The sequence below is a fragment of the Paenibacillus ferrarius genome (genome assembly GCF_002027705.1).
GTDB classification, from domain to species: domain Bacteria; phylum Bacillota; class Bacilli; order Paenibacillales; family NBRC-103111; genus Paenibacillus_E; species Paenibacillus_E ferrarius.
Genome location: NZ_MBTG01000073.1, coordinates 252761 through 274572, shown reverse-complemented (window position 1 = coordinate 274572; position 21812 = coordinate 252761). Strand labels below are relative to the sequence as shown.

Below are 21812 nucleotides of genomic sequence, written 5' to 3'. Positions count from 1 at the left end.
TTATATACCTTCACGACATCTCCTGCGGTTACTCCGTTTACAGTAACTGTATCTGCTGTTCCGACAGGGTTATTCACCACTGCAATTTGTGCTGCACCCGGGGCAGATGAAACTTTGTCGCCATTACCTGAGTTATTAGAGCCACCTGAGTTGCCTGAATTGCCAGAATTTCCAGAGCCGCCATTTCCTGAACCACCGCTGGTGTTTCCGCTGCCAGTTGATTTATCTACTTTTTCGTTGCCTATAGTTACAGTAACACCTTCACCAAGAGTAAGAGTATCTGGCTTTGTAACCATCGATACGCCATTCACATTAATTGTTGCTTGCTTGATACTCCCTGGTCCTGATATCTGGGCAGCACCCTGCAGTGTGAGGCTATCAATACCCGTGCCTGTGCCAAGGGTTATCGCTGAGCCATTTCCGGAAGAAGGAACCGTCAATTTGCTTATCGTACCTTCTACTAATTCAAGCAACGATTTTCCCGTAAATTGAATAGCTTCAAAAGCACCAGCGAGTTGAACATTTCCAGAAGTAGAGATGTTTACATCCATAAATCCTTTTCCGGTTGAAGATAGATTACTTTCTTCTAATCTGGCCGGAGAAAATAACTCCGTTTGTTGAATAGAAGTGGAGCCCGTTGTAACAATGCGCACATTGGGTTTAACTACTTTTAATTGACCAATTCCACTATCAATAAAATGTATAGAATGAGCTCCGCCGCCCTTAATTACTGTCTTTCCTTTAACAGCGGTCTTGCTGAAATTAACGTTGCCTTCGCCAACTTCTTCGGCTACAACTAGGTTGCCGCTTATCTCAAAGTTTTTCAATTCTACGCCTGAAGTTGCAACAATAACATTGCCTTTAATCGTTTTATCAGAAAGAACTCCCGCTTTATCATAAACCGTTGTCTGGGACGACACATTTCCTGCACGATCCAAGGAAACAATTGCTTCTGCACGAGTAATGAGTCCAGCTGGCTTAAACAACTGTCCTGGATAGCCGTTCATATACCCTGCATTAACGACCGACTGAATCGAATCCTTACTCCAATTTGCAATCTGTGCAGCATCTTCAAATGTTGTTGGAACGTCGCTTGTACTAGGGAGCTTCTTAATCCGACTTAGGATGATCGCAGCCTCTTGCCGGGAGATCGTTTCCAGCGGTTTCATACTGCCATCTTCATAGCCTTCAATATATCCAGCAGCCTGTGCTTTTGCCACCTCTGCATAGTACCAGTCTGAAGTGGTTACATCTTTAAACTTAATATCTGCTTTCGTCGTATAGTTAAAAGTTCTATTTACTAATGCCATAAATTCTGCTCTAGTAACACTGTTGTCCGGCTTAAAGGTTCCGTCCGGGTAACCATCAGCTAAATCAAGAGCTGTCCAAATAGCAATTTGATCCTTAGCCCAATGCTTGGATACATCTGATACCGGTGCAGCGAAGCTTACATGGGGTAAGGCTACAACATTAGGAACGATAAGTGCGGCAGCTAGAGAAAAGTTAAGCGCCCTTCGAAATATTTTCAAGTGTATATCCCGCCTTCGAAAAATTTTGTTATGCATGCTCTAAAAAGTTAATAAGAATGATAATAGTTGCAGTCCTATTTAAGTTCGTGTGTTTGCCAGTTCCTCCTTATCAAATAAAATAGGAGTTTACATTTATCTGTCCATATGCCTTTTTAGAGATACTTATGGATTATACCAAGGAATAAACATAACACACGTTAAAAGTTTGTAAATAATTGTCGAAAATTGTTGTCAGATTAGTCACAATAATCTGGTTACATAGGCAGTAACACTCAGGCAGTTTCATTGCTTTTATAACCTAAATAAAACCGGAACCCCATTTCCTCTTGGAGTTCCGGTCTTATTCAAGCCTTCTTTTTCTGCACTTAATTCCTTATGTCTAAAGCAGCAAATACTTTGGCGAATCCATCTGCGGAACGCTGCAGCAGATTCTTATTCGGTTCTTTTGGCCGTTCCGGAGTCAGCACTTCCTGCGCGACGACACCTCGGTACCCAATCTGTTGCAGTGCCTTCAAAAACCCGGCCAAATCGATCACGCCTTCACCCGGATACAGTCGATCATTATCGATTACTTCTGAAATGGGTACATTCCTTGCATCGTTGAGATGAACGTGAACAATTTGCTCTGCGCGTAGAGCCAATATATCTTCAATAGTCGCTTCATTCGTATACCAATGATAAGAATCGAAGAGCAGCCCCACATTCGGCTCACCAATAGCGTCAATGAAATCCAATGTTTCCGCAATCGTCCAAATGAACGGATGCTTCCAATGCGTTCGATAATGGTGCGGGCCGACGAATTCAACTCCGAGAGAAATGCCGAACCTATTTAAAATTTGAGCGCAAGCGCGAAGCCGGCGGGTGGCTAATGCCATGAAATGTGCTGGGTTATAATCCGTTGAAGGTAAGATATAAGTGCAACAACGCGTACATCCCAGGTCAGCAGCAGTAGCAGCGTAAGTAGCCAGCTTGACTACACTGTACCTAAAGTCATCTTCTGAGGCTTGCCATTCAACCGGCAGCGATATTGCTCCTATGACAACTTTCCGTTCACTTAAATGTGCCTTTGTTTGCACGACTCCTTCTTGTTTAACCCAATTGTACAATTCTTTGGCGTCATAATCGATGGCCTCAAATCCGTACTCGGCCGCATGATCGACAAATTCGGCCAGACTAGGGAATGGAACAAGACCCGCTTGTGTTAATCCTTTCAACATTGCCTCACTAACCACCTTTCATTGATGTAAACTCCCCCAAATAATCAGCGAACGGGGATGCCTAATTGTTTCTCAACAAAGTCTCTGCAGATGGCAATACTGTTGTAGGGTGTACTGGTCGATTGATCAATTTCGACTGTCATCCAGCCATCGTAGCCTATCTCATTAATGGCTTCGAGGATCGGCTTGAAGTCAACGGTGCCGAGTCCCAATTCACAGAAAACGGGCAACGCTTCATTCCCAAGCAGCATGGGGAAATCTTCGACACGCGCTTCCTTCGAGGTCAAATCTTTCAAGTGAATATACGCGACCTTCTCTTTATACTTTCGGATGATTGCGGGCACATCCATATTGGCTCCGCTTAAATGAGCCGTATCAGGAGCAAAATAAACTTCTTTGTCCAACAGTTCCATCAAGTATTCCAGTTCGTCTTGTTCCTGTAATTCCGTCCAGAGATGCGGATGGACGCACGCTTTGACGCCAAACTCTAATGTTCTCTTCGCAGCTTCATTGATTGTGATGGCAGCCTGCTTCAATTGATCGCGGTCCGTTGGACCTTTCCGCGGTCCTCCAGGTCCAAAGACGATATGAGAAGCGCCTGTTTTACTCAGGATTCGGGCAAGTTTGGCATTATAGTCTATAATACTTTGTCTCATATCCGGATCTAGGAAACGTCTGCCGGGTCCTCCCGCAGCTCCTCCATAGACACCGGTCATCGTTAGGCCATATTGCTCGAGAATCTCAATCAACTCGTTCTCCCTGTTCTCGAACTCTTCGACGAAGGCCGGCCAAGGCTCAATCGCTTTGTAGCCGAGTTTGGCTGCCTCCTCGAAACCAAGCAAATAATCGTGCCCCCAAGTAATGGCATGGACAGCTATTTTCCCCTTGAATTCACTCATCGTTGTTCCTCTCCTCTTTCTATTATTCACTGATTGAAACCCATTTTTTTAATACTGCCGAATCGGATACCGCTTGCAGAACGAGTTGATTGCGATACCCGTCATCAAAGTTGGGCGACGGACTCTCTCCATGAGCGACACCTCGCATCAATTCATGAGCGAGATTAATAAACGTATGCTCGTATCCGATAATATGACCTGCCGGCCAATAAGCCTCGCTGTATGGGTGAACGGTTTCTGTACATGAAATTTTACGAAATCCCTGAATGCCTTGCGGATCTTCTTCAAGGTACAGTTCTAATTCATTCATTTGCTGCACGTCCCAACGGATTGAACCCTTCGAACCATTGATTTCAAAACGGTTGCTGTTGCGGTTTCCTTTACCGAATCGCGTTGCTTCGAATACGCCGACAGCACCGTTCTCAAATTTCGCCATGAAAGCGACTGCATCATCTACGTCTACAGTGCCCATAAGATCGCTCTCCGTCTTGGCAAGCAATCCGCCACTCATTTCGCCTAGCGGCCGCTGCTTGATGAACGTTTCCATCATACCCGAAACTTCGGAAATTTCTCCGACAAGATACCGGGCCAAATCAATGGAATGTGCCATGAGATCGCCATGTGTCCCTGATCCGCAAGCTTCTTTCCGCAACCGCCAGACAAGCGGAAACGCGGGGTCCATAATCCAATCCTGCAAGTAATTCGTTCGGATATGATAGATGTGTCCCAGTTTGCCTTGATCGATTAATTGCTTAGCATAACGAATCGCAGGGACAAAACGGTAATTGTGGCAAATCATATGCACGACGCCCGCTTTCTTCACGGCATCACGCATTCTGCGCGCTTCTTCCACATTCATGGCCAGCGGCTTCTCGCATAAAATGTGTTTGCCTGCCTCAGCAGCTGCTATAGCAATCTCAACATGCATGTTGTTAGGTGCTCCGATATCGATGAGATCGATATCCTTGCGTTCCAGCAGCTTCCTCCAATCCGTTTCGAAGGAGGCCCAGCCCATTTTGTTTGCCGCCGTTTCGACGCCTTCACGATCGCGTCCGGCAATTGCCTGCATGACCGGCTCCGCTTCCGGGTCAAAATAGAATGGCAAATCACGATAAGCATGGCTGTGCGCTTTTCCCATAAATTTATAACCGATCATCCCGATTCTCACTTTAGGTTTAAGCAATGGTATAGCTCCTCTCTCTTATCAATGATCCACGTTCCGAATCACTTCAGCCTTTTACGGCTCCGCTTGTCATACCAGTCATAATCTTATTACTGTAAAATAAGTACAGTAAGATCGTGGGCAGCGACACCATCACAAGTCCTGTGATTTTCCCCGTATAGTCTGTCGTGAATTGGTTGTTGAAGAAAGTTAACCAAATTGGCAGCGTGAAATAAATATTGGTCTTATTCAAAACAAGTGCAAACGAAAACTCGTTCCAAGTGGACAAAACACTTAATATGGTGATGGTGGACGTAATAGGAAGACAGATCGGAAAAATCACTTTGAATAAGGTATGATCGAACGAACTGCCGTCCATATAAGCCGCCTCTTCAATCTCTGAACTTATATCTTGAATGAAACTATCGTACAAAAATATGGCTATCGGCAAATTAAAACAAATATAAGGAAGGATCAACGTGAACCGGTTATCCAACATCCCGATCCATTTGAATTGTACGAATAATGGGACCAAAAGCGAATGGAGCGGAATTGTCATTCCTGACAGGAAGATGACATATAAAAGTTTTTTCCCTGGAAACCGGAATCGGGCAAAGAAGTAACCCATTATAAAAGAAACGATAACGATGATCGGAACTGTGATTACCGTATTGAAGAAACTACTGAATAAGGCGTAATTCATTTTTCCGATCCGAAACGAATTAATGTAATTTTGCAGGGAAGGATGGTGCGGCAAAGACAAAATGCTCAGACTGAATTCTTGATTTGTTTTTAAGGACGTATACAGCATCCATACGATAGGAAATAGTGCTGTAAGGGAAAATAAGATCACAGTCATATTCATAAGGATCTTCAGTACATTTACCAGCGGATTTGTCTTAGTCAGCATGTTTCTTACCACCGTCCATCAGTTTGAACATTACAAGCAGCGTACAGCCACTAAGGATCAGCATGCCAATTGAAATCGCGTTGCCATAGTTTATTTTGGCCATAGTGAAAGCATTATTATAAGCGTATTGCGCCATAACCATTGAGCTTGTGCCAGGTCCACCGCCGGTCATCACATAAATGTGATCAAATACTTTCATCGTCCCAGAGACGCAAAATATGAGAGCTACCCGTATCGTATTTTTCATAAGTGGAAGTGTAATAAGGAACGTCCTTTGCAGCCAGTTGGCGCCATCGATTTCGGCAGATTCAAAGATATCCTTGGAAATATTTTGCATGCCAGCCAAAAAGATAATCATGTAAAGACCGATAAATTGCCAGATTAACGGCACGGACACGGCGTACAGCACAATATTCGGTTTATCAAGCCAAGTCACGGGAGCGTAGCCCACTAATTTCAGCAGCCAGTTCAACAACCCAAAGCGATAGTTATAAATCAATGACCATATATAACCAGTCACGACTGGCGCCAATACGACCGGCAAAAAAATCGCAATTCGGTGTATATTCCGCATCAGTAAAAACTTGGAGTTTAACAAGGCCGATAAGAAAAAGGCAATGCCAACCTGACCCAGTACACAAAACAATACGATGACCATATTATTTCGATAGGATAACCAAAAATCATGGTCTTTCGCTAAATGAACATAGTTTTCCAAACCGACAAATTTCGTATTGTTAAAGTTCATTACGCTGTAGTATAAGGAAATCACCAAAGGAACAATGACAATGAAGATATATACGATCAAAATAGGAACCATATAGCGCAAAACCGGTCCTGCATTCAATCGAAATGCTTTATTCAGCATGGAAACCTCCCTGTTGTTATTTCATTGAGTCGCGAACCGTTTGAATCTTCTTGGCCAAAACTTCCGGTTTCACGGCCCCAGCCAGTAGATCCTGAATTCCCTTGTAGATCGCTTCTACTAGAGCGGGAGCTAATTGAATGTCATAAATTGGCGTGAACGTCTTGTCACTTATAAACTCTCTGTATTGCTGGCCGAGAGGAGACAACTTGCTTTTATCATAATTGGAAACTTTCACAGCAGGCTGGTCGTTGATCTCGACTTGTTGTTTGCCGTGTGATTCATCCGAAAGCTTTTTGATCAACTTCATTGCCGCTTCCTTTTTGGCTCCGTCCAATTTAGCATTGTAGGCGAATGACCAGCCTGAGCCACCAGCTACTGCATTAGGAGATCCTTTGCCCCCCGGAATTTGAGGCAATACGGCTAAAACCGTTGACTTCTTCACATCTTCCGGGGCTTGTTCAGAAAGCGATCCAACGGCCCAAGCGCCATCCACGATCATTGCCGCTTGTTTATTGTAATAAAGCGTATGTGCTTGATCCTGGTCGATGCTGTTAATATCCGGATTGAATGCACCTTTCTTGTTGAGGTCATCTAGGACGGTAAGCGCCTGAATAAATTCTGGATCTGTGAATTTAGCCTTGCCCTCTTTCTGCGCTTTGAACCAATCGGTTCCGGTAATACGATCAGCCAAAGTGCCGAATAAGGTAGAGCCGACGGGAACATTCGATTTATTCCCCATGGCGATCGGAATATATTTATTTTGCTTCAGTGTTTCAATTGCGGCCAAGTATTCGTCCCATGTCTTAGGAAAAGACTTTATTCCTACTTTGTCAAAAATGTCTTTGTTGTAATAGATCAGATGGACGGTGAACATCGCTGTTGGCACACCATAGATTTTGCTTCCCTCTGTAAATTCGTCAAAGCTGTTTGGCAGAAATCCGTTCTTCCAGTTTGAATCCGCTTCCAAATTATCGTTGAAAGTCCCTACCAATCCTTTAGGAATATAATCGATCAACATTGAACCATTGGCGACGAATAAATCCGGAAGCTCGCCGGATGCCCCCAGCGTCGTCATCTTGACGCGATACGGATCATGAGGAATGGCTTGTTCTTCCACTTCGATATTGGGATTTTCCTTACGGAAATCCGCAAGGGTTTGCCGGAACAATTTGTTGCTCGCCGTATCATCGACCCAAAAGTGTCCGAACGTTAGTTTTAACTTTGATGAATTCTTATCGGCATTAGCTGACTTGCCAACATCTTTCGTATCGCTGCTGCAACCAGACAGCACTAGCAAGACCACAAGCATGATGGACACAACAGCGTAGGATACTTTTCTTTTATTTCCCATTGAGGCTCCTCCTTGGTATGCAATACTATGTTTCCTTAATCTAGCTTTATACTGAACCAGAACTATCCTGTATGCGGTTTCATTATGACCAGTCGAACAGGACTCCGAAATACTCATCCTTGTAATTCCGTAGCCCCTCATAAGCTAATGCCGCTTGTTCCGGTGCCAGCACGTGACTGATAAGCGGCTCAACCTGAAGCTTAATTCGATTCATCAAATCGAATACGATGTTCGAGTTTCGCACTAAAGAGTGTTTGACGAACTCATTTGGTTCAATAGGAAAACGCCATTCGTGGGCACCCTTAAAGGTAATACATCCTCGATTGTAAAGATGGCAATAATTCAAAACATCCGTAATATCACCATTGAACTCCCCACGTGGACTTCCAAGGAAAACAATCTCCCCCAATTTCGCAATCCACTCTAGGCTGCCCACCCCTACTTGGGGAATGCCTGTCGCTTCGATATGTGTAGATACGCCCGCTCCGTTCGTCTTTTCCAGTACATGTACTTTGGCGCTGGACACATCACCGTTATGGAGATCGAATACTCCGCAACGCTCAGCAATCTCGAGCCTCTTGCCGGATAAATCGATGCCAATAACGTTTGCTCCTTGCAACTGAGCCAATTGCGCAGCCATATTACCGATTAATCCGAGCCCAGTAACACCCACATCGTCTCCAAATTCGATATTGGACACACGAATCGAAGTAGCCGCCACAGTTGCCATCCGAGTAAACGGGACCCATCGGAGATTCATCGTTTCTGGAACTTTCAGGACATTCCCTCGCACCGAAACTTTCTGATACTTCGAATGATCGCCGTAATGAAAGACAATATCCCCTTTTCGGAACGAATGCTCATCATCACCGACATCAACAATCTCACTAACTGCCGCATATCCGGGAGTGCCAGGCATTGAGAACCAGGATTCATTGCCAGATAAACAGGCTAATTCCGTTCCAGGACTGATTAGGGTATACAGCTTTTTTACTACGATTTCATCTTCTCGCAGAATCTGCGAATTGAAATCTTCCTCCAGCAATTCGACCTTCCAAGGACTACTGAAAACTACTCTCTTATTTTTCACCCAAAGCACTCCCTTATTCTTTTTTTTAATTATAGCTAATCGCTCAACAAGAGTATTTAACGAGAACTCTGATTTTTTATCAAAATCAACGTAATTAGTCTCATCCTCTACAAGCTTGACTTTCGGTACATCGTCTATGCTAAACTTACTCATAAATCTTAAGTGCTCTTGTACATGTCATTTCTAACAAGAATGGATGGTTAAACATGGATAATGAATTCGAGATCATTGCACACCCAAGAATAAAATACTTAAATCCGTTTCTCGTGAGTTTATCTTATCGCAATTCTCACTTGCACAATGATTTTGAAATCTGTTTGCTATTGAAAGGCAATTTGACCGTGTACTCCAAAAAAGAAATGTATCAGATCCCCCAAAATTCCATTATCTTATTTAACCCCATTCAACCCCATGAGCTTCATGCTCATGATGGAAACGCTTTAATTTTATCCATTCAAATTTCCAATAAATTTTGTCAAAGTTACTTTCCTTCCATGACCAATATCGCATTCGATTCCGTATTCGTTTCGGCTCTTCTATCAGAGGAAGAACATCAGCTTCTGACCTCCATCTTGCTTGAGATTACAATCTCTTACTTAAATCAAGATTTCGGATATGAGTTGATGTGCTTAAGCTCGTTGAACCGTCTTTTCTACCACCTATTGAAATTCGCGCCATATCATATAATCAGTGACGAAGAGCGGATCAAGAATACGAACCGTTTTCATCGCATGAACCGAATCCTGAGTTACATTGAGGACAACTTTTCAAGCAAGCTTCTTCTTTCAAGCATAGCTGAACGGGAAAGTCTCTCTCTCCCCTACCTCTCCCATTTTTTCAAAGAAAATCTCAATACGACTTTTCAAGACTATTTAAATCAAGTACGCTTTGAAAAAGCAAAAAAGCTCATTACTCAAACCGATAAAAAACTAATCGATATCTGCTTGGAAAGCGGCTTTTCAGATGCGCGTTATCTCAACAAGATGTTCATGAAACAATTCGGCTGCACACCCAGCCAATTCCTGAATCAGAAGGATCCAACGAATTCACAATCTACGCATACGAATCTAAAAAGCATTCAAAAATTCTATAACGATAGTGAAAGTCTTGAAATTCTCAACAAGTACCAAAGTGGAGAATGATGAACTATTCGATTCCCATCAGAAGCTTCATGACATACATTTCCAATCCTTCGAAGTCTCTTCTTTCGACGCATTGTTTCTGATAATCGTAATCGAACTTATTAACCTTTTCTTCCAAAGCTTTCACAATATTCAGACTGTTTTCCAAATGTTTGTAGCTATCCTTATCGATCGTAGATCGCATCGCTTTAACATCCAACCCAACGTATTCCCCGTTAGCGCCGTAATTATTTTCGACCAATACTTTAATTTGATTAAAAGCCTGACGAAGATTCTCTACGCCGAAGCTCTTATCCTGGTCAAATTTGAGTCCATTTTGATCGTTTAGATGGACGCTCCATAATTTGTTCATCGCCAGCGCAAATCCAATTTCATGAGAAGGATCAAGGCCAGCCAAGACAGCATGTGCCGACTCCAATAAACCACCGACTCTGGAAGGATCGATTGTAGCGGCAGATACAGCAAGTACGTGGCCCATGGTTCCGCAAATGCTTCTATCAATCGGTTCGTTCGGTTTGGGTTCGATCAGAATTTTGATCTTGCTGTCATATTGGAGCATCTTGTTAATGGCATCCACCAGTTGTTTGGTTGCCTCTACCGGACTTTTGCTTTCCGCGCAAAGCGTCCCTTCCCTAGCTAACCACAGTACAATTTTGTCGCAGCCTAATTCGTTGGCGATATCGATCGAACGATAAGATCTCCACATTGCAAATTGTCTGTCTTTCTCCGATGTCGACATGTAAGCGCCGTCAATCGTGTGCGGATCCATCCATAACCTTGGAGCAACAAATTCAGCTGCAAGATGATATTTATCCAAAATCTCCTTCACTTTTCTGGCTTCAGCCTTTATTTCTTCTTCTGTCAATTCATTGATATTAGGAACAGCATCATCATCATGAAATTGAATCGCGCTGAAACCCATTTCCGCAAATTTCTTAATTTTGTCCTCAAAAGAAATGGTCGTTCTTACTGCAGGTCCATACGTATCGGCACCATCATGAACATTCCAAGGACCTACTGAAAACTTAAATTTCGACATGCGATTAAGCTCCTTTACTGAGTTTTTCCTTGCATTCCTACTGTAATACGCCATTGCCTTTGACACATGTACAGTTTTACGATTTTCCAACTACAGTTTTAATGTGTTACAACATCGTTAGAGGGCTCCTTGGAAATCATCACAAAAAAACCGTCAGGGAAAACCTGACGGTCCTTTTGCATGTTATCCAATTTTTTTCATTTGAATGGTTCCGCATTTGGGGCATCCATAAAGTTCAACTGTTACTTTGCGTGAATTTTCCTTGATCGTAAAACGAGCGTAAGAATCATTAGGCTCAACTTGTACATGTATAAAGGGTTGATCTAGTTCTGTTTCAGCACCATATCCACACGCAAAACATTTAAGTACACTTGGATTCATAAACTAATTCATCTCCAGTTCCATTTAATTAATACATTTTAAGCAAGATAAACAATCTTACTGGTTGAAGTAAATTACTGTGGACATGGGGCTTGCTTCGGATTATCCCTCTCTACCTGGATGGGAATATGTAGCTTGGAATTGACTAGGTGTAATACCAACATTAGCTTTGAAAGAACGGCTGAACAGATGGATGCTCGAGAACCCCACTTCCTCTGCAATAACCGTCATCTTTCTTGTACCTTCAACGATCAATTGCTTGGCTTGTTCAATTCTTACATGTGTTACATACTTATGAATGGATACGTCCAACTGTTCTTTGAACAAAAACGATAGATGGTTTGTCGAAATGCCAACATGGTCGCTAATGGTAACATTATTTAAATTAGGGTCACCGTATTTCTCATTGATGAAATCAATGGATTTTTCAATGAGCGCCCATCCTTTGGTTTGCCTGCCTTCAGGATGCTTGGCATTGGATTGGCTTTTTAAGAACATGTACAAAAGCTCTATACATATAGATTTTAGATGCAGGAAGTAACCCTCATGTTTATCCTGATAAATTTTGTGCATCAATAGAAACCTTTTCTTCAAATCTATTTGATCCGCTGGCCGCAAGCGGGATATAGGCTGAATGGAAGCCAGCTTCATTTCTTTCTCGTAAACTTTCTTATGCTTTTCTTTGGTCACGTTGATGTCCTTCCATTCGCTTCTTTCCTCGTCAAAAAAAAGATCAAAATGAAAAATATATTGAATCATCGGAATGGTCGATGTCGTTCGGATAATATGGGGTGTAAAAGGGGGCATCAAAATAGCGTCTCCTTCACTTACATGATATTTAACCCCATTCAGCCAGAAGTCCGCGTCCCCCTGCTCGATATAAGTAAAGACATGATCATAATCGATCCACTCTCCAGAAAGAGAGGTAGTTTTCATAATCTTCACAATCCTAACAAATGGGGAAATGATGTTCATCCACGTCTCCATCGACTATACCTCCAGGCATTTGACTTCTTTCCTAATTTTAACCCGCTTCTTAAAAGAAGTCGATATCCCGTGCGCATCCACGAGAATACGTTTGTCATTTTGTAAGGTCTGCCCGTTCTCGGATAAGATCTCTTTGGCATTGCTACATCTCAATGTATACTTTTCCTTGCTCTACCGACAAATCAAACGTTTCTACGACAACCTCGTAGGTTTTTGTGCGGACTTTATGATCTACAACAAGATTGCCGGTTTTAATGTCAAATTCCCAATGGTGCCAGGGACAACGAACGATTTCCCCTTCTTGTTCATAAACAAATTGCCCGGGCAGCGGCGATGTGACCCATGAAGCAACCGGCCCTTCGCAAAGACTGGCCCCCTGATGAGGACAATAATTAAGAATGGCATGAAGCTTTCCGGATAATTGATAAATTCCTATACTCCGCCCTTTGACATCAACAATCTTCGGCCCACCCTCCGTGAATTCATCAACTGTTCCCAAATAATGGAGAGCCATCGTTATTCCTCCGTTTTGTCCGGCATAGGCAGCCCGTAGTATCTGGCAGCGTTATAGTAAAACACATGATTTGTTGTTTCTTTGTCCATTTTCGGGAAAACGAGCTTCGGCGAATCGAAATCCCAATGCGGGTAATCGCTGCAGAAGAGCAGCCTTTCCTTGGCGTGCATAGCTTCGAACAACGTATCGAAAGCTTGACGGTTCGGCGCTTCCTCAATCGGCTGGGAGCCGATGTACATGTTGGTGAGCAGATATTCGCTAGGCTTTTTCTTCACCCAAGGCGTCTGCTCGCGCAGTGCTTTCCAATCCTGGTCGAGACGCCACAAATACGGAGCGACCCAGAAGACGCCGCCTTCGATAAACGCCACCTGCAGCTCTGGGAATATTTCGAATACGCCTTCGAAAATAAAGCTGGCCATATGGGCCATATAAGCTTGCGTACGGGCAGCGCGGTATTCGATATAGTAAGAAGGATAACCGACATTCGTAGCGGGTGCGTTCATCCCATCGCCGATAGCTCCGACATGCATGGTGAAATTGATTCCATGCTTCAAGCAAGCCTCGTAGATCGGATGATACATTTTATTTCCGTAAGGATGATTCGAACCCGACGGAACATAAGCCTGAACCATTCCGGGATGGGAGCCGAGCCGTTCGATTTCCCGAACCGATGCAGCTACATCGTGAATCGGCAAGTAGATGGAGCCTCTGAACCGGGGCTCCTTATCGAGCCAATGCTCAATCGTATAATCGTTGAAAGCGGAACACAAGGCAGCCGAGTAATACGTATCGGCCGTGTTCGTGCACGCTATAAATTCACCGGTCAAAATCCCGTAGCGGATGTCGAAAGGATTCAGAAGCTGCTCGATCATGAAATCCAGATCTGAACCGGCAGGACCGCCGTTTGGAGGGAAAGAATCGGCTCTTTTTCCGATGTTGCCTCCGTTCAGCGTACCCGGCCCCCCGCCAAGACTCGGTCCCCACAGTTCAATACGCTCCCTGTATTTTCGCGGCAAGTAAGGGAACAGCTGCTTGATGTCCTTGAAAGTATGATGAATATCGCAATCGATAATTCCAACGCCTTTGCGTCCCTTTGTCTTCTTGGCCGCTGCTTCTAGTAAACTCATGTTTCATCTCCCCTTCTTTGTTTCGGCACGATCTGCAAGCGCATGTTTTACATCTCTATCATAAAACCTGAACGCCCCAGCCGAAAATGGTATTTCGCAAGCACGATTTGTCATTTTGTAAGGTCGATGCTATACTTTTTTCTACTGTCAACAGACCGATTACAAGGGGGCGGACGAAAACATGGGCAAGCGGCAGCATCCTGACAAATATGAGGAATCACGCCATTATGTTGTAGACGAGTTGGCCTTGAACGGCGGCTTATGGCCAGTGCGAATGGGACGCATCAAAGCAGGTCCGGATTATCGCTTCCCGCAGCGAATGATCGATTATTACGCATTGCATTTTGTTATGAACGGAAAGATTCGTCATCGCTACGGAGATCAGCAGGTCGAGCTAGCTAAAGGTGATGTTTTTTGTGCATATCCGGGTATCGTATACCACCATTTTATTATTCCGTCCGACGAGCCCTTGGACATGATTTGGGTTTCCATCGATGGCGGGCAAACTCCGCAGCTGCTCGAAAAAGCCGGCTTTCGTCCATCTGCTCCTTATGTCTCAGGTGTGATTGGGAAAGAGCTCGAAACTTCACTCGTTCATCTGTTCAGTCAACAAGAAGACAACAGCAGTCGGAGACAAGTCGAATTGATTGCGGCTATCTACCGTATATTCGGACTTATGATTCCGCAAAAAAACACCGACAAGTCGGATGCAGGACCTGTCGGCTGGATTCCCCGAAGCATAGAGTACATGAATATGCATTACACCGAAAATATTAACGTGCAAGATGTCGCTGCTTATATTTCGGTTCACCGAGCTTATTTCTCCAAAATATTCGCCGAACAGACCGGAATGACGCCCATCCAATATTTGCAAAAGCTCCGCATGGAGAGAGCACTTCAGCTTCTGCAGCAAACAAGCCATTCGATCACGGAAATCGCAATGACGCTTGGCTATCCCGATTTATATTCGTTCAGCCGGGCGTTCAGCAAGCATTACGCAGCATCTCCGAGTAAACTGCGCGCAAATGCAGCAAAGCAGTCTTATACTAACCTACCCTTTTTCAAACATATATCGACGAGCACGGAACGATTGCCGTTCCACCAATCCAATGCAAGTAAACCTGACTGTCCAGGTTTCAACTCACTTGCCAATTTTTCCAAATAAGCATGTACGCTGATGCCTTCATTCGCAGCTTTATCCTTAACATAACCTGGTACCCCCTGCTCAATGAACCAACGGAATACATCGCCAACTGCCGGTTGTCCCGCTTCATAGCCATACAACCCAGGAACAATCCCATCCTCTACGACTCCGCAAATTCCTTCCGCATATATTTCTTTATCACTCAGCAGCATGTGACATAAGGAAGTTCCCATTGCCATTACCATTTGGCCGGCGTGCACTGCCCCTGACCCCGCAACACCCACATGTGCGTCAATGATTCCTACAGCTACCGCTGTTCCAGGATAAAGCCCCATCATTGCAGCAGCGTGGACGGTCAGTTCACCCGCTTTAGAGCCAAGCATCGTAATGTCTCCTCGAAGTTTGGTTTCAACAAATGTTTCAAGCCTAGGGTCCAAGGTTCTAAAGAAATCCTTAGACGGATAGCCGTCTGTTGTATGCCAAAATGCTTTATATCCCGCACAGCAGCTGCTTCGAATGGCATTCGACGTTAGCTGTAGAACAACCCAATCCGCCGCTTCCATCAACCGATGTGTTTGTTCATAAACCAAAGGGGCTTCATTCAGAATCTGCCATGCCTTGGCCACCATCCATTCGGACGATGTTTTGCCGCCATACCGACTTAAGAAGGTCGCTCCCAGGCGATCCGCCGTCTCATTAATTCGATTTGCTTCTTCCTGCGCCGCATGGTGTTTCCACAGCTTGACATAAGCATGAGGCTCATCCCGAAACTCTTCTTGAAAACATAATCGGATGAAATCAAGATTCCCTTAAGATCAACTTGTTCTAGCAACGTTCTCCCCTGATCCAAACCCATTAAGTAGAAAGCCGTCGAGAAGGCGTCCGCCATCATCGCGTAAGGGGCAATAACACTGCAACTGATCCATTCGCTCGGTGAGTGTTTAGTTCTAGGGTCGATAACTCGTTTGCTGCCAAATCAATGGCGAATCCTTTAGCCACGGCACCTAAATCAATCACCAGCGGCTTCCGCAAATACAACGTACGATCCTGTTCATTTAAAATGATATCCCGATAGGTTGCGGAATCCGACGAGTAGCTTAGGATGATTTCCTCAGATAAATAATGCTGATTGAATCCTATATCTTCCATCGCTTTTCCCACCGCGGGATCAAATAAGCCATTCGTCCATTTCGCCACTTCCAAAGCAAATTTCAATGGCTCAAATAAAAACGGACTTATCCGTACGGGAGTCTTGATTTGTCGGCATGCCTCCATTAATTCACTGTCCAGGCTGAAACGACTGCAGGCATGTTCGACTTTCCGAAATGCTTTGAAAGCCCGATCAAGGGCTGCTTCTGTATGATCCTCTGATTTCCTCGTGACAACCTGTATTCAACATCTGATATTTTATCGCAAACACAAAAAGGCTTCCTGGCTTAAATGGAAGCCTTGCTTAATTGATTGCGTTTTAATCCCTTCGAGTAGCAATTTTCCTGAATTTATCTGTTCTCGCCAAAATCCGACTCCCCTTTAGTACATAGTCATCACTACCTTGCCATGTGTGGGACTTTTTGTGTTTTCTTCTAATTTGCACATAATTATAAGGAGTAGGTGCGTATATTCTATAACCTTTTGCCCGGCATCTGCTTAAAAAGGAAACGTCTTCTCCTAGAGACACATGGGGAAATCGTATTCGGTCGAACACACGTCTTTTAAATAGGATGGTTCCTCCCGCAACTAAACCAACGAACTTATTCTGTCGCTTAGGAAAGCGGAGGATGAGCAGCTTTCTTGCTTCCAGATAGGCCAAATATGCCCGTTTTCCCACAACATCAGCATTTGATCGATGCAATGCCTTCATCTGTCCGGTCAAATAAAACGGTGAGTAGAAATCATCATCATCGAACTTTGTGATGAACGGGTATTTCGCTTTGCTTACAGCATAATTCAGGCATCTACCTAAAGATTCCTTTTCAGGAATCTTATAGACTGAGACACCTTTATATTTTTTAGCTATTTTTCGGTACTTTGTTAAATCCATATTTTCTTTATTCAAGACAATTATCAGCTCTTTTACCGAGTAGTGCTGATTGTTGTAATTCGTAAGAATATTATTAAAAAAGTGTGGTCGATTTGTACTCGTGATGATAGATACTCCCTGTGAAGACTTAGAAAACTGGACCATTCTCTTACCTCCTTATCATAAGAGTTTGTAATCATATGATAACGGTATATGTTCCTCTAAATAAAAGTGCTTGTGTGTTTGTTGCGGCAACAGCTCAAAAATATCCATAATCTAAACACCTGTCTTCGAATCCAACGCACCAGCAGGCTCATCCGCCAAAAGATAGCGCCTAACCTTCAATATTTTCAGTTGAAATCGGTGAATAAACTTGCGGTTTATTGTCAACGCGACCTGCACTTTTAACCATAATTCTTCTATTATTTTCGATTGAAGTAAATATACAAAATGCTCCAAGAACAATCAAGATTATTGTAGTTATCGGAAACAGATAATTCATTTTCAAAACTCCTCACGGGATATAATAACGATAATCATTATCATTATTATATCCGATTTCCTCGAATATTCAATCTGTTCATTCCAACTGATTTTACATCCCTGCACGCGGATAAAAAAGTTGGCTTGAGGAAACATTAATAACGGATCCATGCTATTGTGAACACTACTCGATGCAAAGACAAAATTGGAGGATCTCATGTTCTACTTATACAGTTTCACACTCTTGTTCGGAGGTTTATCCGTTATTAACTTTATTTTTTCTTATCAAAGTAAACATATTGATGCGCACATTTGGTCTACTTTAAAGTTTCAACTGCTGATGCTGCCTCTTTTTTTAATTGCCAATATGTGCATCGGCTACGGTGTCAGGTTTGGTTATAAATCCACTGCAAATCTAGGCTATGTTCTTGTCGCTGCAAAGTGTTTGGAGATCTTGATTTCATTAATAATGGGATACTTATTTCTGAAAGAAATACCCAATTGGAAAACCTGGGTCGGTTTAGGTATTATTGTGTTTGGTATTGTAATCATGAAACAGAAATAACACCTATTAGGATGCAGGTCGCACGATACGTGCGCCTGCATCTGAAGGTTTTTCAAAGAGGCGACATTCTCATTTATCGTTGACGCAATAATCTCAATCCGTTAAGGATGACTAGGATCGTGCTTCCTTCATGCCCAACCACACCTAAAGGAAGCGCAATGCCTTGGACGAAATTGGCCGCGATTAACGTGATGATAACGGTCATAGCAAAAATAATATTTTGTTTGATGACAACCTTTGTACGTTTTCCAAGCACAATGGCATCAGCAATAATTGCTGTATCATCATTCATTAACACTAAATCTGCAGTTTCAAGCGCCGCGTCGCTTCCAGCCACGCCCATCGCAATTCCTACGGTAGCCGTTGCCAAAGCAGGAGCGTCATTGACGCCATCACCGACCATGGCAATACTGCCGAAGGTTTGCTTCAGTTCCTTGATTCGGGTCACCTTATCTTCAGGCAGTAAGTCGGCGTAAACCAATTCAATTCCCAGTTCTTTCGCAATTGCATGTGCCGTTTGTTTCTGATCGCCTGTTAACATGGCAACTTGAACACCTAGCGCTCTGAGCAAGGCGACTGCATGTTTAGCCTCTGCGCGGATTTTGTCTCGTAAGGCGATCACACCGACAACTCCCTGCGAATTGTGCATTACCGTTACGGTCTTGCCCTCACGTTCTAATCTATCAATTACTTCCTTCAACTCTTCAGTCCTAAACCGATTATCCAAAAAGGCAGGTTTTCCTATTTTCCATAAGTCACCCTTCCATTGTGCTTGAACTCCCCAACCCGTAAGCATTCGGAAATCTGATGGGCGATCAAGAACCACCCCCTGTACCTGAGATTCAAGTACAATAGCTTTCGCTAATGGATGCTCAGACAAGCTTTCCATCGATGCGGCAATTCTCAACATTTCGGATATGCTCATTTCCTGGAATGACAATATATCCGTGACTACGGGTTTTCCTGATGTCAACGTCCCCGTTTTATCAAATGCAATGGCCTTAATTGTAGCAAGATTTTCAAGATGTGCGCCCCCCTTAAAAAGGAGCCCCTTTCTTGCGCTATTGGATATAGCCGACAGCATAGCAGGCATAATGGAAGCGACCAGCGCACAAGGGGACGCGACCACCAGAAACACCATCGCTTTATAAAACGTTTGTTCCCATGCTAAGTGGAATAAAAGAGGCGGAACAACGATCAAAAGCAAGCAAATCAAAATGATGGACTTCGCATAGATCCGTTCAAACCTCTCCATAAATAATTGAGAAGCAGGCTTTTCGCTTTGTGCTTCCTGCACAAGACGAATAATTTTCGAGAACAAAGTGGATTCACTTAATTGACTGACTTCAATAAACAAAGCCCCTTGACCATTCAGCGTTCCGGCAAACACTTCATCCCCTTCGCCTTTGTCCACTGGAACCGATTCGCCCGTAATGGAGGATTGATTGACAGCCGATGCTCCTTCAAGCACGACACCATCAGATGGAATACGTTCTCCGGGTTTGACCAACACGATATCTCCAACTGTCAAAGCTTCAATAGCGACAACCGTCTCTAGTCCATCCTTAAATAGTACGGCAGTCTCCGGCTTCAAATCCATCAATGAAGAAATGTCACGGCTGCTCCGATCCATGGTGTAGGTTTCCAGAGCTCCGCTGAACGAGAAAATAAAGATAAGTACCGCACCTTCTGTCCAATACCCTATACTGGCTGCTCCGATAGCTGCAATGAGCATCAGCAAGTTAACGTCTAGATCATGCTCCGCGATAAGGGTATGCAAGCCTTCCTTAGCCTTCACAAATCCCCCCACAGCAAAAGCGATCAAATAGAAGATAATGGACCATAGATGGGAACCACCACTTCCTATCGCCCATGCAATAGCAATGAATATCCCACTTGTTAAAGCTGCGAGACCTTCTCCGTAACGATTAAACCATTCTCTTCCTTCATTGTGCTTTGTTTTAGAAAGTTTAACATCCTGCTGTTTAACACAGCCCTCTGCTGTATGAAAAACCTGTTTCATAATAATCACTCCTCCTTATTGAGAATGAAATCCATTATTAACTCCCTAAAAACGGCACATGCTGCTCCATAGAGGAGCAGCATGTTGAACGAGAATGATTCTCGTTTTTACTTCATTCAATTTTTTTGCCTATAACCAACTTTACTATAATGATTATAAATTAATTCGAAGGAAAAATAAAGTGAATTTTCTTTCCCAAGGGAAACTTTTTGTTGCAAAGGCAATTTTTTGATGTAGGATGATATTGTAGATATCAGGAAATACATATTTTTTTTGCCCTTAATTTTTCCTTAAGACAAAACTATTGCACAAAGGAAAGAAGGTTGTCCAATGGAACCGGTTGTTCAAGAATTTTTGCAAAATCGGCTAAACTTTTTATAGATTTAATTTTTGCGATATCCGCCTTGATTGCTTCATATCCCTGTTTATTAAGTTTCTCTCTGTCAGCAGCAAGTTTATAAAATTCAACCATGTTGCCGAGTTCGTTATCTGCTTTGCTGCGTCCTTCAGCTGCCATTTTTTCCATATCCTTTGACAACAGCTTTTTCACATCCGCATCGAGGCCTACTAAGCCACCTAGCAATACTTTATCTGCTGGCAATTCCGTAGACTCAAGCCATTTAGCATTTACAGCTTCATTAAAGTCGCCTTTTAGTCTAATTTTTGCAACTTCTTTGGTCGCATCTGTTTTATTTGCTTTTTCGTCCATTGTTTTTGGTTCGTTATCATCTTGCACCTCTCCTACATTTTTAGAGGCATTCTTACAGGCTGATGCAGAAATCACAACAGCTACACCTAAAGTTATGAGACCAAGCTTTTTATGCAAAACAAATAGAGTTGTTGCATCAATCTCCTTGAACCCCGTAACCATGGGATGTACGGAATGGTCTCGAAAGTTGTGACAGCTAGGGACAATCTTCTCAGGAACCACTCCTCCTGGATGTTCGAATAGGATGCTCATTTCCTATCCTAACAGCCTCATTGAAACGGAGCCTAAACGAATAGATGAACATCAGCTTAAGTTTACTCCCGCCGTTTAGGTTCTGTTAAAGTGAGAATGTTATGCCGCAAGGGGTGAAACGATGACAAATCTATCTGATATTAAAGTCGCAATCGTCATCGTCGAGCCCTCAATCGTGTTGCCCTGGTGAGCGTTTGGCCGGAAATGATTCTTTCCTATGTAAAATAGAGGCTGTCCCATAAGCCAAATTTATTATGTAAGCGTCGATAGATGATGGTGTTGATTACTATATAATTCCAGGTGGGATGAAGGGGCTTCTAGATCAGATCAGTTCAACCAAGTGTAAAAGCCTGCGAAAATACAGGAATTTCCGGGCGAATTCGGTTAAAAAGTGGAAATG

20 protein-coding genes and 2 pseudogenes are annotated in these 21812 nt (G+C 43.4%); 3 read left to right on the top strand and 19 right to left on the bottom strand.

The features are described from left to right. The 8 genes from BC351_RS41300 to BC351_RS41265 form a co-directional block, all read right to left on the bottom strand. Positions 1-1529: S-layer homology domain-containing protein (locus tag BC351_RS41300; protein ID WP_167388061.1), on the bottom strand; the 1529-nt coding region annotated here is incomplete at its 3' end. Between the two features lie 365 nt (positions 1530-1894). Further along, positions 1895-2746 carry a sugar phosphate isomerase/epimerase family protein gene (locus BC351_RS41295; RefSeq protein ID WP_079421501.1) on the bottom strand — a complete coding sequence of 284 codons (852 nt, stop codon included), beginning with the start codon at positions 2744-2746 and terminating at the stop codon, positions 1895-1897. 44 nt (positions 2747-2790) lie between these two features. Further along, positions 2791-3645 (bottom strand): sugar phosphate isomerase/epimerase family protein, encoded by an 855-nt coding sequence (locus BC351_RS41290; RefSeq protein ID WP_079421500.1) that lies wholly within the window; start codon positions 3643-3645, stop codon positions 2791-2793. A gap of 22 nt (positions 3646-3667) precedes the next feature. Further along, positions 3668-4828, bottom strand: a complete 1161-nt coding sequence (locus BC351_RS41285; RefSeq protein ID WP_079421499.1) for a Gfo/Idh/MocA family protein — start codon at positions 4826-4828, stop codon at positions 3668-3670. 46 nt (positions 4829-4874) lie between these two features. Beyond that, on the bottom strand, positions 4875-5717 hold the full coding sequence (locus BC351_RS41280) for a carbohydrate ABC transporter permease (RefSeq protein ID WP_079421498.1): 843 nt from the start codon (positions 5715-5717) through the stop codon (positions 4875-4877). Further along, on the bottom strand, positions 5707-6585 hold the full coding sequence (locus tag BC351_RS41275; protein WP_079421497.1) for a carbohydrate ABC transporter permease: 879 nt from the start codon (positions 6583-6585) through the stop codon (positions 5707-5709). The genes BC351_RS41280 and BC351_RS41275 overlap by 11 nt, the downstream gene beginning before the upstream one ends. Before the next feature lie 16 nt (positions 6586-6601). Next, positions 6602-7936 (bottom strand): extracellular solute-binding protein, encoded by a 1335-nt coding sequence (locus BC351_RS41270; protein ID WP_158082404.1) that lies wholly within the window; start codon positions 7934-7936, stop codon positions 6602-6604. Positions 7937-8018: 82 nt separating this feature from the next. After that, complete coding sequence (locus BC351_RS41265) at positions 8019-9026, bottom strand: zinc-dependent alcohol dehydrogenase (protein WP_079421519.1); 1008 nt, start codon at positions 9024-9026, stop codon at positions 8019-8021. Positions 9027-9232: 206 nt separating this feature from the next. Between BC351_RS41265 and BC351_RS41260 the strand changes: the two genes are divergently transcribed. After that, entirely contained in the window at positions 9233-10168 is a 936-nt protein-coding gene (locus tag BC351_RS41260) for an AraC family transcriptional regulator (protein WP_079421495.1), read from the top strand. 4 nt (positions 10169-10172) lie between these two features. Here BC351_RS41260 and BC351_RS41255 read toward each other — a convergent pair whose 3' ends face one another. From BC351_RS41255 to BC351_RS41235, 5 genes are all read right to left on the bottom strand, one after another. Further along, positions 10173-11207 (bottom strand): TIM barrel protein, encoded by a 1035-nt coding sequence (locus BC351_RS41255; protein WP_079421494.1) that lies wholly within the window; start codon positions 11205-11207, stop codon positions 10173-10175. Between the two features lie 183 nt (positions 11208-11390). After that, a complete protein-coding gene (locus BC351_RS41250) occupies positions 11391-11588 on the bottom strand; it encodes a hypothetical protein (protein WP_079421493.1) in 198 nt (65 codons plus the stop codon). Positions 11589-11690: 102 nt separating this feature from the next. Then, entirely contained in the window at positions 11691-12575 is an 885-nt protein-coding gene (locus BC351_RS41245; RefSeq protein WP_079421492.1) for an AraC family transcriptional regulator, read from the bottom strand. 142 nt (positions 12576-12717) lie between these two features. Beyond that, the gene (locus BC351_RS41240; protein ID WP_079421491.1) at positions 12718-13089 is read right to left on the bottom strand and encodes a Rieske (2Fe-2S) protein; all 372 of its coding nucleotides are present in this window, start codon (positions 13087-13089) and stop codon (positions 12718-12720) included. A gap of 2 nt (positions 13090-13091) precedes the next feature. Next, positions 13092-14216 (bottom strand): amidohydrolase family protein, encoded by a 1125-nt coding sequence (locus tag BC351_RS41235; protein ID WP_079421490.1) that lies wholly within the window; start codon positions 14214-14216, stop codon positions 13092-13094. Positions 14217-14397: 181 nt separating this feature from the next. Between BC351_RS41235 and BC351_RS41230 the strand changes: the two genes are divergently transcribed. Continuing rightward, positions 14398-15381, top strand: coding sequence for a helix-turn-helix transcriptional regulator (locus tag BC351_RS41230; protein WP_079421489.1), 984 nt, complete (start codon positions 14398-14400; stop codon positions 15379-15381). On the opposite strand, the pseudogene BC351_RS43775 reads toward BC351_RS41230, so the two are convergent. From BC351_RS43775 to BC351_RS42650, 4 genes and pseudogenes are all read right to left on the bottom strand, one after another. Continuing rightward, a pseudogene (locus BC351_RS43775) lies at positions 15288-16148 on the bottom strand (FGGY-family carbohydrate kinase); the annotation flags it as partial. The gene BC351_RS41230 and the pseudogene BC351_RS43775 sit on opposite strands and share 94 nt — an antisense overlap. Positions 16149-16381: 233 nt before the next feature. Then, positions 16382-16752: pseudogene (locus BC351_RS43765) on the bottom strand (FAD:protein FMN transferase); the annotation flags it as partial. Positions 16753-16828: 76 nt separating this feature from the next. Further along, positions 16829-17545 (bottom strand): glycosyltransferase family 2 protein, encoded by a 717-nt coding sequence (locus BC351_RS41215; RefSeq protein ID WP_079421487.1) that lies wholly within the window; start codon positions 17543-17545, stop codon positions 16829-16831. Between the two features lie 169 nt (positions 17546-17714). Continuing rightward, positions 17715-17882 carry a hypothetical protein gene (locus tag BC351_RS42650; protein WP_158082403.1) on the bottom strand — a complete coding sequence of 56 codons (168 nt, stop codon included), beginning with the start codon at positions 17880-17882 and terminating at the stop codon, positions 17715-17717. Positions 17883-18080: 198 nt separating this feature from the next. Between BC351_RS42650 and BC351_RS41210 the strand changes: the two genes are divergently transcribed. Beyond that, positions 18081-18428, top strand: a complete 348-nt coding sequence (locus BC351_RS41210) for an EamA family transporter (RefSeq protein ID WP_079421486.1) — start codon at positions 18081-18083, stop codon at positions 18426-18428. A gap of 73 nt (positions 18429-18501) precedes the next feature. Here the strand turns inward: BC351_RS41210 and BC351_RS41205 are convergent, their stop codons facing one another. Further along, entirely contained in the window at positions 18502-20451 is a 1950-nt protein-coding gene (locus BC351_RS41205) for a heavy metal translocating P-type ATPase (RefSeq protein ID WP_079421485.1), read from the bottom strand. Between the two features lie 301 nt (positions 20452-20752). Continuing rightward, complete coding sequence (locus BC351_RS41200) at positions 20753-21412, bottom strand: M13 family metallopeptidase (protein ID WP_079421484.1); 660 nt, start codon at positions 21410-21412, stop codon at positions 20753-20755. Positions 21413-21812: the final 400 nt, after the last annotated feature.

Excerpts from the sequence above, each read along its gene's own strand:
- BC351_RS41295 (WP_079421501.1), bottom strand. The coding sequence starts at position 2,746 with ATGTTGAAAGGATTAACACAAGCGGGTCTTGTTCCATTCCCTAGTCTG.
- BC351_RS41290 (WP_079421500.1), bottom strand. The coding sequence starts at position 3,645 with ATGAGTGAATTCAAGGGGAAAATAGCTGTCCATGCCATTACTTGGGGG.
- BC351_RS41280 (WP_079421498.1), bottom strand. The coding sequence starts at position 5,717 with ATGCTGACTAAGACAAATCCGCTGGTAAATGTACTGAAGATCCTTATG.
- BC351_RS41275 (WP_079421497.1), bottom strand. The coding sequence starts at position 6,585 with ATGCTGAATAAAGCATTTCGATTGAATGCAGGACCGGTTTTGCGCTAT.
- BC351_RS41270 (WP_158082404.1), bottom strand. The coding sequence starts at position 7,936 with ATGGGAAATAAAAGAAAAGTATCCTACGCTGTTGTGTCCATCATGCTT.
- BC351_RS41260 (WP_079421495.1), top strand. The coding sequence starts at position 9,233 with ATGGATAATGAATTCGAGATCATTGCACACCCAAGAATAAAATACTTA.
- BC351_RS41255 (WP_079421494.1), bottom strand. The coding sequence starts at position 11,207 with ATGTCGAAATTTAAGTTTTCAGTAGGTCCTTGGAATGTTCATGATGGT.
- BC351_RS41250 (WP_079421493.1), bottom strand. The coding sequence starts at position 11,588 with ATGAATCCAAGTGTACTTAAATGTTTTGCGTGTGGATATGGTGCTGAA.
- BC351_RS41245 (WP_079421492.1), bottom strand. The coding sequence starts at position 12,575 with ATGGAGACGTGGATGAACATCATTTCCCCATTTGTTAGGATTGTGAAG.
- BC351_RS41240 (WP_079421491.1), bottom strand. The coding sequence starts at position 13,089 with ATGGCTCTCCATTATTTGGGAACAGTTGATGAATTCACGGAGGGTGGG.
- BC351_RS41235 (WP_079421490.1), bottom strand. The coding sequence starts at position 14,216 with ATGAGTTTACTAGAAGCAGCGGCCAAGAAGACAAAGGGACGCAAAGGC.
- BC351_RS41230 (WP_079421489.1), top strand. The coding sequence starts at position 14,398 with ATGGGCAAGCGGCAGCATCCTGACAAATATGAGGAATCACGCCATTAT.
- BC351_RS41215 (WP_079421487.1), bottom strand. The coding sequence starts at position 17,545 with ATGGTCCAGTTTTCTAAGTCTTCACAGGGAGTATCTATCATCACGAGT.
- BC351_RS42650 (WP_158082403.1), bottom strand. The coding sequence starts at position 17,882 with ATGAATTATCTGTTTCCGATAACTACAATAATCTTGATTGTTCTTGGA.
- BC351_RS41210 (WP_079421486.1), top strand. The coding sequence starts at position 18,081 with ATGTTCTACTTATACAGTTTCACACTCTTGTTCGGAGGTTTATCCGTT.
- BC351_RS41205 (WP_079421485.1), bottom strand. The coding sequence starts at position 20,451 with ATGAAACAGGTTTTTCATACAGCAGAGGGCTGTGTTAAACAGCAGGAT.
- BC351_RS41200 (WP_079421484.1), bottom strand. The coding sequence starts at position 21,412 with ATGAGCATCCTATTCGAACATCCAGGAGGAGTGGTTCCTGAGAAGATT.